13 protein-coding genes, 1 other RNA gene and 1 pseudogene are annotated in these 14,805 nt (G+C 53.7%); 4 read left to right on the top strand and 11 right to left on the bottom strand.

From position 1 onward, the window contains the following. Window positions 1–87 precede the first annotated feature (87 nt). From GHH_RS07770 to GHH_RS07755, 4 genes and pseudogenes are all read right to left on the bottom strand, one after another. On the bottom strand, window positions 88–711 hold the full coding sequence (locus GHH_RS07770; protein WP_015374727.1) for an isoprenylcysteine carboxyl methyltransferase family protein: 624 nt from the start codon (window positions 709–711) through the stop codon (window positions 88–90). Beyond that, window positions 708–1,775, bottom strand: coding sequence for a type III polyketide synthase (locus GHH_RS07765; RefSeq protein WP_015374726.1), 1,068 nt, complete (start codon window positions 1,773–1,775; stop codon window positions 708–710). Before GHH_RS07765 ends, GHH_RS07770 begins: the two co-directional genes overlap by 4 nt. A 469-nt stretch (window positions 1,776–2,244) precedes the next feature. Beyond that, on the bottom strand, window positions 2,245–3,078 hold the full coding sequence (locus tag GHH_RS07760) for a hypothetical protein (protein WP_015374725.1): 834 nt from the start codon (window positions 3,076–3,078) through the stop codon (window positions 2,245–2,247). Window positions 3,079–3,235: 157 nt separating this feature from the next. Continuing rightward, window positions 3,236–4,195: pseudogene (locus GHH_RS07755) on the bottom strand (nucleobase:cation symporter-2 family protein); the annotation flags it as partial. A 198-nt stretch (window positions 4,196–4,393) separates the two neighbouring features. Here GHH_RS07755 and GHH_RS07750 point away from each other — a divergent pair. Genes GHH_RS07750 through GHH_RS07740 form a run of 3 tightly spaced genes read left to right on the top strand, consistent with a single transcriptional unit; the run spans window position 4,394 to window position 6,683 of the window. Beyond that, entirely contained in the window at window positions 4,394–4,540 is a 147-nt protein-coding gene (locus tag GHH_RS07750) for a cytochrome c oxidase subunit 2A (RefSeq protein ID WP_015374723.1), read from the top strand. A gap of 21 nt (window positions 4,541–4,561) precedes the next feature. Continuing rightward, window positions 4,562–5,032: a cytochrome c oxidase subunit II gene (locus GHH_RS07745; protein WP_011231043.1), complete on the top strand. Its 471-nt coding sequence runs from the start codon at window positions 4,562–4,564 to the stop codon at window positions 5,030–5,032. 1 nt (window position 5,033) lies between these two features. Then, window positions 5,034–6,683 carry a b(o/a)3-type cytochrome-c oxidase subunit 1 gene (locus tag GHH_RS07740; RefSeq protein ID WP_015374722.1) on the top strand — a complete coding sequence of 550 codons (1,650 nt, stop codon included), beginning with the start codon at window positions 5,034–5,036 and terminating at the stop codon, window positions 6,681–6,683. Between the two features lie 132 nt (window positions 6,684–6,815). On the opposite strand, the gene GHH_RS07735 is transcribed toward GHH_RS07740, so the two are convergent. From GHH_RS07735 to gpsB, 5 genes are all read right to left on the bottom strand, one after another. Continuing rightward, entirely contained in the window at window positions 6,816–8,318 is a 1,503-nt protein-coding gene (locus GHH_RS07735; RefSeq protein ID WP_015374721.1) for a carboxypeptidase M32, read from the bottom strand. 118 nt (window positions 8,319–8,436) lie between these two features. Further along, window positions 8,437–10,374: an ATP-dependent DNA helicase gene (locus GHH_RS07730; RefSeq protein WP_015374720.1), complete on the bottom strand. Its 1,938-nt coding sequence runs from the start codon at window positions 10,372–10,374 to the stop codon at window positions 8,437–8,439. Window positions 10,375–10,496: 122 nt separating this feature from the next. Further along, on the bottom strand, window positions 10,497–11,639 hold the full coding sequence (locus tag GHH_RS07725; RefSeq protein ID WP_014195686.1) for a class I SAM-dependent RNA methyltransferase: 1,143 nt from the start codon (window positions 11,637–11,639) through the stop codon (window positions 10,497–10,499). 147 nt (window positions 11,640–11,786) lie between these two features. Beyond that, window positions 11,787–12,183: RNase P RNA component class B (gene rnpB / locus GHH_RS18130), an RNA gene on the bottom strand. Between the two features lie 99 nt (window positions 12,184–12,282). After that, window positions 12,283–12,579 carry a cell division regulator GpsB gene (gene gpsB / locus GHH_RS07720; protein WP_011231037.1) on the bottom strand — a complete coding sequence of 99 codons (297 nt, stop codon included), beginning with the start codon at window positions 12,577–12,579 and terminating at the stop codon, window positions 12,283–12,285. Here gpsB and GHH_RS07715 point away from each other — a divergent pair. After that, a complete protein-coding gene (locus tag GHH_RS07715; protein WP_014195685.1) occupies window positions 12,578–12,772 on the top strand; it encodes a hypothetical protein in 195 nt (64 codons plus the stop codon). The two genes, gpsB and GHH_RS07715, sit on opposite strands and share 2 nt — an antisense overlap. A gap of 42 nt (window positions 12,773–12,814) precedes the next feature. Here GHH_RS07715 and GHH_RS07710 read toward each other — a convergent pair whose 3' ends face one another. Both GHH_RS07710 and GHH_RS07700 read right to left on the bottom strand, forming a co-directional pair. Beyond that, a complete protein-coding gene (locus GHH_RS07710; RefSeq protein WP_014195684.1) occupies window positions 12,815–13,060 on the bottom strand; it encodes a CotD family spore coat protein in 246 nt (81 codons plus the stop codon). A 439-nt stretch (window positions 13,061–13,499) separates the two neighbouring features. Continuing rightward, window positions 13,500–14,765 carry a ribonuclease H-like domain-containing protein gene (locus GHH_RS07700; protein WP_015374718.1) on the bottom strand — a complete coding sequence of 422 codons (1,266 nt, stop codon included), beginning with the start codon at window positions 14,763–14,765 and terminating at the stop codon, window positions 13,500–13,502. Window positions 14,766–14,805 lie beyond the last annotated feature (40 nt).

The following is a 14,805-nucleotide window of genomic DNA, read 5'->3' as shown; positions in this document are numbered from 1 at the left end:
CGTAACCCGACAGGATGACATAGAGAAAGAGGCAACGCCCTGCCGCCGCCCGCAGGCGAACGGCGAACAGATGCCATCATAGACGGCTCAAGGGCTGTTTTTCATTTGTCCGCTGCTTTCAGCTTGCCGCATCTTGCGGATGGCAACCTCCCCCCTTAACCGGGGCAAAAAACGCGGCCGCTCCCGAAACGCCTCCCGGTAGTCGGTGAGCGCCGCCAGCGCTCTTTCCTCAACCGCGATGCGAATCGACAGCAAAAATGCGTTCAAAAGCGAAAAGACAAGCGCGGTGATCGGCGCTTGAAACAAAAGCGGCAACAGCGCGATCTCTAAGGCGACAACCACATAGTTCGGGTGGCGAAGCCATCGGTACGGCCCTTTTTTCACTACTTGGCCGTTTGGCACGATCAAAATTTTCGTATTCCAAAAACGGCCGAGCGACCCAATTGTCCATACGCGCAGCCCTTGCACGACAAGAAAAAGCGGAAACAAAAGCGGCCAGCGGCGCGACGGGCGCGCGCCTTTTCGAAGCGCCTCAACAGCCAACGACAAAAAGAAACCGACATGCATCAATACGATCAACGGGTAATGGCGAGCGCCGAACTCCCGCGCCCCGAGCGCTTTCACATACTGTTCGTTCCGTTTTGCAAGCCGAAGCTCAATGACGCGCATGCCGGCAACCGCCAAAAACACGAACCAAAACCGCACGATCATCCCCCCCATTGAAGCAGCACCATTTCCGCACTAAAGCCCGGGCCGAGAGCGATAAGCAGGCCGTGCCCGGGCGAAAGCGGCTGCCGCATCATCTGTTCGAGCACAAAATACACGGTGGCCGACGACATGTTGCCGTAGCGGGCGAGCACGTCTCTAGCGGCTTTTGTCTGTTCCGGACCGAATCCGAACGCCTCCTCGTACGCTTCAATGACTTTCCTCCCGCCCGGGTGGGCGATGAAATAATGAAGATCCCCAAGTCCTAACCCATGTTCCTGCAAAAACGACTCGACTTGCGGGCGCAGCCAAGAGCGAACAATCGCCGGAATGTCTTTTGAAAAGATGACAAACAAACCTTCGTCACGAACATCCCAGCCCATCACGTCTTCCGAGCCGGGCATGAGCACCGAGCGGGCGGCGATGACACGCGGCGCGCCAGCTGTCGGCGCCGCTCCGTCGCCGGCCACAAGCAAGCACGCCACGCCGTCGGAAAAAAGCGACGTACCGATCACATTGCTTTTGGACCAATCATTGAGTTGAAACGTCAAACTGCAAAACTCAACGGCGATCACAAGCGCCTTGGCATTCGGAAACGCCCGGCAATAGTCGGCTGCCCGGGCGAGCCCAGCCGCCCCTCCCGCACAACCGAGCCCCCAAATCGGCACTCTTACGGCATGAGGGGAGAACGGCAATACGTTCATCAGCCGCGCCTCGATGCTCGGCGTCGACAGCCCTGTCGTTGAGATGTAAAACAGCGCATCGATCTCCTCATGCAAAACAGGGCCGGACGAAGCCTTGCGCAAACAGTCATTGACCGCCTCTCGGCTGTAGCGGACGGCACGGTCGATGTACACCCGATTTTTTTCACCGAAACCGCGCGGCGCGCTGTACCAGGCAAGCGGTTGGACAAACGTGCGCGTATGAATGCCGCTGTTGTCAAACGCCTGCAGCAGCCGCTCCGCACGCGCCATTCGACCGGCGAACAGCCTGGCGACATGCTGCTTCACCTCGTTTTGGGAGGCTGTATACGGCATCCTTGCTGTGCCGACGGATAAAAGAACCGGCATACAAACACCTCGGTCTGTTCCTCTTTATTCTATTAGGATGCGCAACAAGCCAAACTATATGCAATGGAAAATATGTTTGTACACCCGTTTTTTCAGGAACAGCGGATGGATCTCTATATAGATGCAATTTGAAGCTTTACCATTTGCAACTTTTACCCAGTATTTGATCGACTGTCGGGCGACCGAACAACGCCGCTTAAAGACCCATATATGGGTCTGTGAAGCAGGCGGTTGTTCGGTCCTCCGTCACGCCTTGGCGTGACAGAGAAGCCTGTGGCTTTCCTCCGACAGTCGAAAAGAGGCCAACCGCTTTTCCGTCAAGGATATGTTAAACTTCTTCGTTGCATCTATATTAGTTTTCGCAGCCAAAAAAAGTTGCTGCAATCAAAAAACAGGCGCGGACAAAACCGGCCTGTTTTGGAAGGAACATGATCATCAGCGAGGATGTACAATAGGAGAGGTTCGTTATTTATCTCGCTTTTAGCGCGCGGATTTCACTTTCATGCTCGAGCAAGTGCAAAGCGAGGGATTGAAGTACGAGCTCTTGCCGCGCTTGTCCGGCAATGACTTCATTGACTTTTTGTTGCATTTTTGTGAGGGTTTGTTTCATCGCCGAAATTTCATGGAGCGTTTCTAACGTTTCCACGACAGCTTGCCGAATAAACGGCAATTCAGCAACGTCCTCTTTCGTCGCCATCGTTTGTTCCATGCGCCCAATCCGGCTGTCGAGCGCCGCAATGTCGTCTCTGTTGGCCGCCACGGTCTCTTCAAGCTGCCCGATGCGCCCATCCAGCGCTGCGACATCCTCTTTCGTTGCCATCGTCCGCTCGATGGTCCCGATGCGCCCATCCAGCGCTGCGACATCCTCTTTCGTTGCCATTGTCCGCTCGATGGTCCCGATGCGCCCATCCAGCACTGCGACATCCTCTTTCGTTGCCATCGTCCGCTCGATGGTCCCGATGCGCTCATCCAGCACTGCGACATCCTCTTTCGTTGCCATCGTCCGCTCGATGGTTCCGATGCGCCCATCCAGCGCTGCGACGTCTTCTCTCGTCGCTGCCACGGTCTGCTCAAGCCGCCCGATGCGATCATTCATCCGGACAACGTCTTCTCTCGTCGCTGCCACGGTCTCTTCGAGTTGCCCGACGCGTCCGTTTAACCGCGCAACATCCTCTTTCGTCGCGCTCACCGTTTGTTCAAGCCGATCGATGCGATCATTCATCCGGACAACATCCTGTTTGGTCGCCATCTGATTCCGTATTTGCCGCAGCTCATCGAAAAGGCGCTCCACCCATTCATCCATTGTTTCACCCCCTTTCCTATTCGCTTTCCATTATACCATCATCCCTCCACCAGTTTCTATCATTTTCTCTGTCAATCGACACGCCAATAAAAAAGCCACCCCCATTTCCCGAGCAGTGGCCGGAAAACGAAGATGGCTATAAAAGCGATCAACACCATTATGAAATTTTTTGTTCCTGCAGCGGCAGGGCAACTGATTTTCTCGCTTTGCCTAGATGGAAGACGGCGTTTAAGAGGATGGCGGTCATGCTGCCGGCGACGATGCCGCTGTCGGTTAAAATGCGCAAGCCGGTCGGCAGCTCGGCAAACAAGTTCGGCACCGCCGTCACCCCAAGCCCCACGCCGACCGAGCAGGCGATGATCAGCAAGTTCTCTTGCACAGTTAGGTCAACTTGGCCTAACATTTTCACACCGTAGGCAATGACCATGCCAAACATCGCGAGCATCGCCCCGCCTAAAACTGGAGCTGGTATGATCGTCGCCACTGCGGCGATTTTCGGCACGAACCCAAGCAAGACGAGGAAGGCCGCCGCGGCGTAAATGACGCTGCGCGTTTTCACGCCCGACAATTGGACAAGACCGACGTTCTGCGAGTACGTCGTGTACGGAAATGCGTTCAACAGCCCACCGATGATGATAGCCAATCCCTCGGCGCGGTAGCCGCCCGCCAAATCCTCATCCGTCAGCCGGCGGCGGCAAATGTCGGATAAAGCGAAGTAGACGCCGGTCGATTCAACAAGGCTGACGATCGCGACGAGCACCATTGTGAAAACAGCGGGGCCATGAAACGACGGAGCGCCGAAGTAAAACGGCTGCGGCCAATGAACCCACGATGCCTCAGCGACCGCTGTCCAGTCCACTTTCCCCATCATGGCCGCTGCCGCCGTGCCAGCTGCCATGCCGAGCAAAATGGCAATGGAGCGAATGAACCCTTTGAAGCAACGGTATAACACGATAATGAGTGCAAGCACGCCAAACGACAACGCCAAGTTAGCCGGATCACCAAAGTCCTTCGCCCCTTGTCCGCCGGCCATATTGTTCACCGCTGCCGGGATGAGCGTCAAGCCAATGACGGTCACAACCGAACCGGTGACAACTGGCGGAAACAACGTCCGCAGAGAGAAAATGACGTCTTCATCATTTTTTCACAAACGTCACCATTTGTTCACACTTCCAGCATCGTTTTTGTGAGAAAAGTCACTGTTGCCTCAGTTTTGTACAGTTATGATAGTGTCAAAGCAGGGAAATTGGCCGTTTGGCGCACCTGCTGAATGGCTGTTATGGGGGATGAATCCAACAAAGAGGAGGGATACGGCATGGCAAAACTGATCACAGCGGCCCGGCAAACGAAACAGGAAAAAGAGCCGGCGCTCAAAGGCACGCTGGCCTCTGTGTTTCTGCTCGGCTTTTTCGTCATTTTTTCTTGGGTCAGCGTCTACTTTTTATTTTTGCACCGCCTGTAAGCGGCAAAGGAGGGAATCGGTATGCACATCCATAAGTATGAAAAAATTTGGCTTGCGTTTGGCATCGGCTGTTTGATCGTTTTTTTGACGGTCGTCGGCGTAAGTGCATTCGCCGCCGGACAGCAGCCGCCGAGCTGCCTGACAACGATCGATCCAGAAAAAGTCGATTCGACCCCGCCGTTTGATCATCCGGGGCTCGTCAAAAAAGGAGACAAGGAATACGAGTTGAACATCGTCGTCGCCGCGTTTTCTTTTACACCGAATGCGATCGAAATTCCAAAAGGAGCGAAAGTGACGATCAACGTCACTTCGAAAGACGTCATCCACGGATTTGAAATCCCGGGAACGAACGTGAACATGATGGTCGAACCCGGTTATGTGAACAGCTTAACAACCACGTTTGACAAACCGGGCGAGTATACAATTCTTTGCAACGAATATTGCGGCGCCGGCCACCATATGATGACGGCGCGCATTAAGGTGGTGGAGTAACATGGCACAACCGTTGGAAAAAGTCGATCGCCGCGATGCGAAACTGGCGCTTGCCCATTTGTTCGTCGCCTTTGCCGCCCTCGCGCTCGGGGGGTTCGCCGGCCTATTGCAAACATTAGTCCGTTCCGGCAAGTTTGAGCTCCCGGCTGGGATCAGCTATTACACGATTTTGACGACGCACGGCGTCTTGCTTGGGCTTGTGCTGACGACGTTTTTCATTATCGGCTTCCAGTTTGCCGCCGTCAGCCGCACGACCGGAGCGCTCTCGGACGGTTCGCGCCGGCTCGGCTGGATCGGTTTTTGGATGATGACGTCAGGGACGGCCTGCACAGCCTTTTTCATCCTAACCGGCCAGGCGTCTGTCTTATATACGTTTTACGCGCCGCTTCAGGCGCACGCTGGCTTTTACATCGGCTTGGCGCTTGTCGTCGTCGGCAGCTGGGTGAGCGGCTTTGCGATGTTCGCTCATTATGCCCGCTGGCGGAAAACGCACCGCGGTCAAGTGAGCCCGCTGCTGGCGTTCATGTCAGTGACGAATATGGTGCTATGGCTCGTCTGTTCGCTTGGCGTCGCCGCCACCGTTGTCTTTCAGCTCATTCCATGGTCGCTCGGGCTCACCGACCGGGTGAACGTGCTCTTGAGCCGGACGCTGTTTTGGTATTTCGGGCATCCGCTCGTCTACTTCTGGCTATTGCCGGCGTATATGGTTTGGTACGCCGTCATTCCGAAAGTGATCGGCGGCAAAATGTTCTCCGATTCACTCGCGCGGCTGGCATTTATCTTGTTTTTGCTGTTTTCGATTCCGGTCGGCTTCCATCACCAATTGCTTGAGCCGGGGATTTCGCCGTTTTGGAAATACGTGCAAGTCGTCTTGACGTTCATGGTCATCATTCCGTCGCTCATGACCGCGTTCGCCATGTTTGCGACGTTTGAATCGTACGGCCGCTCGCAGGGAGCGACCGGCTTGTTCGGCTGGCTGCGGAAACTCCCGTGGAGCGACGCCCGCTTTTTCGCTCCGTTTGTCGGAATGCTGTTTTTCATTCCGGCCGGCACCGGCGGGATTATTAACGCCTCGCACCAACTCAACCAAGTCGTCCATAATACGATTTGGGTGACCGGCCACTTCCATTTAACGGTGGCAACGACTGTCGTCCTAACATTTTTTGGTGCGTCATACTGGCTCATTCCGCATTTGACCGGCCGTGTGATGACGAAAGCGATGAACCGGCTCGCCATCATTCAAACGATCGTTTGGGCGGTTGGGATGACGTTCATGTCCGGCTCGATGCATTTTGCCGGTCTGCTCGGCGCACCGCGGCGCTCGGCGTTCTCAACGTACGGCAATTCGCCGCAAGCGCTTGAATGGATTCCGTACCAAATCGCGCAAGCGGTCGGCGGCACCATCTTGTTCATCGGCATTATTTTGATTCTCGTCATCGTGATCAACTTGGCCTTTTTCGCCCCGAAAGGCGAAACGGAGTTTCCGGTCGCCGAGGCAGCTGCTCCGTATGAACGGGCTGCACTGGCGCTTGAAAACTGGAAGCTTTGGATCGGCCTCGTCGTTGCGCTCATTTTGATCGCCTATACGGTGCCGATCATCGACATCATTCAAAACGCTCCGCCGGGGTCGAAAGGATACAAATTATGGTGAAACAAGAAGGTGTCCCCAAGCGATCGGGACACCTTCCTCTTTATGTGCATAAAACCGAGACATAATAGGACTTTGTCGACAGAAAAACGAAACGAACAGCGTAAGAACGATGTTTGCACTGACGCGCCTGTTCTATAATCGATAAAGCGCCTTATATTTTTCTTCTAAATATTGAATAAGATAATCGGCTTTCAGCGTTTCGCCCGTCGCATCGCGCACAAGTTCGAGCGGCTTTTTCATTTTTCCAAACTGGTGGATATGAACGGTCAACCATTCACGGATCGGTGCGATGTTCCCCTCTTCAAGCAGCCCAGCTACATCCAACTCTTTTTCCATCGCTTGCTTGAATTGCGCCGCATACATATAGCCAAGCGCATACGATGGGAAATAGCCGAAGCTGCCGCCGGACCAATGGACGTCCTGCAACACGCCGACCGCATCGTTGTGCGGGCGGATGCCAAGGTATTGTTCATATTTCTCATTCCATACATCCGGCAAGTCGATTGCTTCCAGCTCCCCAGCAAACAGCTGCTTTTCGATTTCATAGCGGATGATAATATGGAGCGGATACGTCAGTTCGTCCGCTTCAATACGAATGAGCGACGGCTTCGCTTCATTGATCGCCCGGTAAAACGCATCAAGCGAAACGTCGGCGAACTGCGTGGGCGCGTATTGCAAAAGGCGCGGGTAATGCCGCTTCCAAAACGCATAGTGGCGTCCGATCATATTTTCAAAAAAGAGCGACTGCGATTCATGAATGCCCATAGACGCCCCGCTTGCAAGCGGAGTGCCGACAAGCGACTCGGAAATGTGTTGTTCATACAGCGCATGGCCGCATTCATGGATCGTGCCAAACACCGCGGTGCGGAAGTCGCGCTCGTCGTAGCGCGTCGTAATGCGCACATCGTTCGGGTTGAGCCCGATCGCAAATGGATGGACCGTCTCATCAAGCCTCCCCTTGCCAAAATCATAGCCGAGCTCTTTAAGCAACTCAAGCAGAAAAGCGCGCTGCTTTTCTTTTGGAAACGGCGCGAACAAAAAGGACACATCCGGCTTGTTGGACGCGGCGGAAATGGCGTGCACAAGCGGGACGATGCGTTCGCGCAGGCGGCTGAACAGTTCGTCAAGCAAATCGACGGTCATGCCCGGCTCGTATTGATCGAGCAGCGTATTATACGGGTGTCCTTCATACCCCCAATAACGGATAAAGCGGCGCTGAAACTCGATGATTTGCTCCAAATACGGGCGAAACCGGGCGAAATCAGCAGCCGCTTTCGCTTCTTCCCAAACGCTTTCCGCTTTGGAACAAAGCACGACAAACTCTTTGTATTCATCCGCTGGAATTTTTTTATTGCGCTCGTATTCTTTTTTGCATTCATCAAGCGTTTTCTTTGTCACATCATCGAGCTCTTCATAGACGGCTTTGGGCGACAGCTTGGCAATAAAGGCCGCCATCTCCTCGGATGTCGACATGCGAAACACTTCTTCTGACAGCATGCCGATCACTTCTGATCGCTGCTCGACCCCTTTTTTCGGGGCGCCAGTCCGCAAATCCCAATACATGAGGCCAATCGCTTCGCGGTAGCCCGTCATTTTTTTCACGTATTGCAAAAACTGCGCTTCGATTGGTTTCACTATACTCAGTCCCCCTATGTATTTCATGGCCGTATCATCATTTCCATAACAAGGTGCCATTTTCCTGCTTGCCAGCGAGAAAATGCTATTTTTGTGGAAAATGAAAAAGGGAAGAATATCATTCTTCCCTCACCGCTGTCGGCAACACGTCTTTGATCGCCGCAATGACCCGTTCATCTTCCCTGTCGGTGACGAAAATGGAAACGATGCCGCAGTCGTCGCGCGTGCGGATGAGCCGTCCGACTCCTTGGCGAAGGCGAAGAAGCATATACGGCACATCGACGTCCCAAAACGGGTTGCTATACGCTTTTCGCTTCGCCTGAAACACCGGATCATTCGGCGGATACGGCAGCGACCAAATCATGACGTTCGACAGCGACGGCCCCGGGATGTCCAGCCCCTCCCATAAATGTTCAGAACAAAGCACCGTCTCTTCCTCGCGCTGAAATTCAGCGACCAAATCGCTGATTTCGCGGTCGCCTTCAAACAAAAACGAAAATGGTTCGCCGGCTGCCGCCTCTTTAAACTGAAGAAGCTCCTCGCGCGTCGGGAACAAGATGAGCGCCCGGCCTCCGGTTTCGCGCAATTTTTCAAGCGCATATGCGTATTTTTTGGCAAACAGCGTCTCATCCGCGCGGAACGTCGGCATAAAAATCGTCATCTGTTCGTCGTAATCAAACGGCGACGGCACGCTGAACGATAAATAGTCATCAATGCCTAAGCTTTGCGCTATATATTGGAATGATTTTCCGTTTGATAGTGTTGCCGATGAAAAGACAAACGGCATGCGTTTCGCGAACACTTTTTCGCGCAACACTTCCTGAACGGTGCGCGGCATGACGACAAACGTCGCCTCTTGACGCGACGACTCAAGCCACGTAATGGCGTCGGCGTTTTTCAAAAACAAATCGAGTGAATACTGGATTTGATCCAAATATTCATCCACAATGTTCAGCTGGTAATGATCGATCGTATACGTCTCGCTTTCAAACACAAGCTCGTTGCCGATTTCGACCATTTGGCCGCGGAGCCGCTTCGCCCATTGTTCAAGACGCGGCGACGGCAAAATTTCTTTCCGGTTCGAACCCGGAACGTCTTTCGCGCACGCTTTCAGCTCATCAAAAAAGCGCGTGCTCGTCTCCAGCGTCTCCTCAATTAAATAGGCGAGCTCTTCACGGATGTCGTTTTCAAGAAGACGTGTCAGCAACGTCTCAAGCGTCGTCTCTTTCATTCGATATGTCAACGCCTTTTGCGCAGCGAACTCCAATAAATGCCCTTCGTCAAACACGACACAGCTCGCTTCCGGCAACAGCGGCAGCTGTCCTTCCCGCTTGCGCGCTTCATACGTCCAAACATGTTCCATATAAAAATCGTGCGAGCAGACGATCAAATCCGCCGCCTTCCGGTAATAGTCGCGCCAAAGCGTCTGTCCGCAGCGATGCCGCTTTTCGCACGTGAAACAGTCTTGAAACGGATCCCAGGCGATTTTTTTCCACTGTTCATCAGTCAGGTGGGCGTATTCTTTTCGGTCGCCGTAGCGGTAGAACGACTGCAACGGTTTGTTGTCATGGACGAAGGCCGGAAGTTCATCGTAAATTTGCTCATACAGCTCGATGTCGTCATCGTCATACGTCGTTACTTCTTCCAGTTTATTCAAACATAAATATTGATCTGGCGATTTCGCCAGCCGGACGTCGATTTCCAGCCCGAGCACGTTGGATAGCTTCGCAATATCGCCTTCCTTTTTGACGAGCTGCTCAATGAGCGTCTCATCGGCGCAGGCGATAATGGCCGGCTTGCCGGTATAGCGGGCGTAGCAGACTGCATACAGCAAATACACGATCGTTTTCCCTGTGCCAACTCCCGCTTCGGCGAAGATCACCTTTTTTTCTCGAAACGCCCGCTCGAGCTGAAACGCCATATAAATTTGCTCGTCGCGCAGCTCAAAGCCGGCTTCCGGCAAAATGTCATAAAAAACATCGCCGATCCACTGGCTCAACTTATCAAAAAAGTTTTCATTTTTTTCTACAACAAACGGATAACGTTCATGGCCCATCGTCGCCACCCCTCCAATTGGCATAAACTCCCCCGGCATATCATGCATAAGCGCGCAACAAGTTTGTTGCGCGCTCGATCCCTAGTAACAAAACAATATTATGATCGATGGCCGCCGAGAAGTCAACTTCGAGCTTCGCGCGGCGGCCGCGGCCCCCAGTACTGGTAGTAATGGGTTTCAATAAAGCCGTTAAACAGTTTGCGCCGCTTCGTCGCCGGGCGGCCGTAATGCGTTTCAAAACCGCGGTGGGCGGTTAAAATGTACACCGACCACGTATCCAAGGCGGCGAAGGCGCGGCCGATGGCGCGATAGAGCGCTTCGACCTCCCGTTGTTCGCCAAGCCGTTCGCCGTATGGCGGGTTGCCGACGATCACCCCGTATTGTGCATCGGTCCGAAACTGCTCGGCGCGGCCCTCCCGAAAAGAAATGAGATCGGAAAGCCCCGCTTCGGCTGCATTCATCTTGGCGATCTCGACCATGTGCGGGTCAAGGTCAATCCCGCAAATATCAAGCGGTTGGTCGTAACGCGCCATCTGTTCCGCCTCTTGGCGCGCCTCTTCCCATACCGATTCCCCGATCCACGGCCATTGCTCCGAGACGAAATCCCGGTTAAACCCTGGGGCGATGTTTTGGCCGATCAGCGCCGCCTCAATGGCAATCGTGCCCGACCCGCAAAACGGATCGACGAACGGGCGCTCGGGCGTCCAATTGGTGAGCAACACTAAGGCGGCCGCGAGCGTCTCTCTTAGCGGCGCCTCCCCTTGGCGAGCACGGTAGCCGCGTTTATGCAGCCCGGCGCCGCTTGTATCGATCGTCAACGTAGCGATATCTTTGTGAAGCGCCACCTCGATCCGATACAACGGCCCGGTTTCCGGGAACCACGACAAATGATAGCGCGCTTTTAAGCTTTCGACGACTGCCTTTTTCACAATGGCTTGGCAGTCGGAAACGCTGAACAGCGTTGATTTGACCGACTTCCCGATCACCGGAAACTCGGCATCTTTCGGCAAGTAATCGGCCCATGGCAACGCCTTCGTTTGTTCAAACAACTCCTCAAACGTCGTCGCTCGAAACTCACCGACTTTCAGCTTCACGCGGTCAGCGGTGCGCAGCCAAAGGTTGGCCCGGCAAATGGCGAGCGCATCGCCTTCAAACGTCACTTTGCCGTTCTCCACTTGGCACTCATAGCCAAGCCGGCGCACTTCTTCCGCGACGACTGATTCGAGCCCCATCGCGGCCGTGGCAATCAGCGAAAACGAAGTCATCCTGTTCCCCCTATCTGATAGATGTATGTATCCTCATTCATGGCCTATACTTCCATTATAGTCATATGGAAGGAAAACACACAAAAGAGAAAGCCCTCCTTCCTGCAGGAGGGCTTTCCCACGATTCCAATCACCGCGTTAATCATGTTCTGTAAGCCATGTTCTGTACCTTCGTACTGCAAGCGGCTTTCGCCTCGTACTCCGGCGGTAATCATCTATCTACAGGCAGCGTACGCCGCCTGTCCTTCCCTCCGTTCATTTCCTTCGGGAAGGTGCCCCTACCATCATTTGGGTTTCTCGCTCGTGGGGTTTACCGCGTTCCACCTCTAAGGTTTCCCTTAGAGCTGCGTCACTGTGGCACTTTCAGGGTAATCGAACCATATCCGCATGCGGACGTAGGTTCTTTCCCCGCCGTCAGCCCAGCCGAAGCCAGACTGCCCTAGCTTATGGATTCGCTAGGCACGAACACTACGGGCATCTCAGCACCGTGCGAGCATGGACTTTCCTCTACGGCCGAAACCGGCCGCAGCGATTACCCGAACATGATTAACGCTGCGAGCATCTTACAGTATAGCTGATCTTGGTGTGAGAATCAAGAAGAAAAAATTAGAAATCCCTGCATCAACTTCGCCCTGCCGGCTGGTTATTCATACAGTTTCCGGCCAAACACATGCTTTTCTAAGTTGGAAAGGCGCTGCAAAATGTCGTAGTTCGTCGTTCCCGCCGACATCGCCGGCCGTTTTTGAAGCTCCTCGACTTGCCGCTTCAGCCGGGCGTTTTCCTGGCGCAACTCGTCAATTTCTTGCTGAAATGCTTCATAATCTTTAATAATGAGATCCAAAAATTGATCCACTTCGTCTTGGTTGTACCCCCGTATGCTTACCTTAAATTCCTTTTCTAAAATGTCTTTCGGCGTCAGTTTCACTTGATGGGCTGACATGGCTTTTCACCTCAATCCGCATTCAACGATCATCTTCTCTTTATTTTTTCAGAAATTCAGCCGGTTGTCAATTGACGGTTGGCTTGCCGCATCGATCGGGAAGCCGCATGGCGCCCACGCAGACTTCCCGGCGGCGCCGAAACGCCGTCCTCCCGCCCAAACGCCGCCGGCTGCCGGCGTTTTCCATCCGTAAAAAAACAGAAGCCGACAAAGCGGCTTCTGTTTTTGGCCCTTACTATCGCAGCGGAAACGGCGGAAATGGCATCGGTCCCGGACCCGGGCAGTACAGATGGCGATTGGCAGCCTGAGCCACCGCCGATTCCGTATGCGGGAAATAATGTTGATGTTCATACAGGTGATGATAAACATGCATCGTATGCGATGGATGGATATGCGGCACAATCGTTGCTTCGAAATGATGCAAAACGTTGCAACGAGGCGGATGAACGATCGGCGCCGTTACATTCGGCAGGCAATGCATCATATTCCTCTCCTTTCATCAATTTAGGCTGTTGCTTGACAATACTAGCCTATGATGAACGGAGTGGACTCGTACTAGTATAAACACCCATTTTGAAGAGCCATTCGCGCCAACAATCTACCGGCTCTCTCGCCCCCGGTGCTTCGGACGTTTTGGCATCGTCATTCGTCTTTTTGAATCCGTTATGCGGCGCCGGCCTCTCTGACGTTCATTAATAGATATAATTGAACACGACAAACGTCAAACCGACGACAATAAAAAAGAGATACAAAATTTTTTTGTACATGCTCCGCATCGTCTTCTTCTCCCTGCCATCGTTTTCGTTCATTCCGATGCCATTGTACACGTTTTTTCTTTTTTCTACAAGATTCACAACAAAAAGACGAAACATTTTCGTTTTCTGTCATATTTTGCGCTTGCCAGGGAAATGGACGAGTTCTCACCCGTTTTTCTTGCGTTCAAGCCGCGCGAGCCGCCTGCGCCATTCCGCTTCTTCTTTCTCGCTATGTTGTCGGCTCATCCTAGCGAGCGACCGCCACGCTTCATATGCCATAACGGCATAACGGTGCGCTTCGGCCGCATCCCGGAAATAATGTTCATACACCTTCGCCAGTTCAAGCCCGGCCTTCGCCTTCCAATAGCCATTTCCGTGGATCAACAAGTCGCGCCAAAGGAGAGCAGCCTCTTCATATCGTTTTTCTTTTCGGTATAAAAGCGAAAGCTGCCATTTCGCCGCCTGCGCTTCCTTCGCCCCTTTGCCGCTCGCCTCCTCGTACACCCCCCTTGCAGCCGCTGTTTCCCCGACCGCTTCGAACCAACGGGCGGCGGCCAACTGCTCCTTGGGGTCAGCGAGCCGGTCCGCTTCAAGCAGCTGAACGGATAGGTGAATGTAGAGAGCAATGAGCGACAACACGTCGCGCTCGTTATGGCGCAATACTGGCATGAGCCGGTCTGGATGGGGCGTTTGCAAAAACTCCTTGTACATCATCGGCGCCAAAAAGCCCGGCACATCATCGCCCCGCTCGACATGGAGAATGTGCCGCTCCACTTCCGAAAGGCGCAGCGAATCCAATTTGTCTTTCCATAAGCGGCGGGCGGCGTGATACAAATCAAAATGACCGAACGCTGGCAATTTTGGCACCATGTTGCGGACAAGCGCATGGCGCGTTTTCAGGCGCGGCCAGTCGAACGCTTTTCCATTATAGGTAACAAGCGTCGTATAATCGACGTCAGACAAAAAACTTTGATAGAGCGCCACTTCCGCCCCTGGGTATGGCAGAAGATGCTGGCGGATGGTGACGAAATCGCCAAGAATGCGGGCGTGGCCAAGCAAGAACATGATGTTTCCCGCCCCGCTTGAAAGTCCCATCGTCTCCGTGTCAAAAAAGAATAAGTCGCGAACGGCAAAGCCGCGGCAGGAGAGCGGATGGGAAAACGGCGCTTCCTGCCATCTTTCGTGCACTTCATACAGCGCTCCGAGCCGATAGCGGCCGTGCTGATAGTCAAGCGGATACACCGTTTCCCGAATGAGGCAGTAATCGCCGGCAAACCAATACGGCTTGGCGCCGTACTCCCGCCAAACGTCGGCATACGGCACGTCCGTCACAGGTCGTCCGTCCGGTTTCTCTTCTTCTTTTTCTTCATCGTTCTCCTTTTTATGCCGGGCGGCAAGCAATTCTTTCCATTGCGCCAACTTCGGCTTCATCCGTTCACCCCCTCCTTGCTTGACGTCGGCTTGCTTCTAT

This window comes from Geobacillus sp. GHH01 (assembly GCF_000336445.1).
In the GTDB taxonomy this organism is placed as follows: Bacteria; Bacillota; Bacilli; order Bacillales; family Anoxybacillaceae; genus Geobacillus; species Geobacillus zalihae.
The sequence above is the reverse complement of the archived record's forward strand: the minus strand, read 5'-3'. Positions and strand labels throughout refer to the sequence as shown.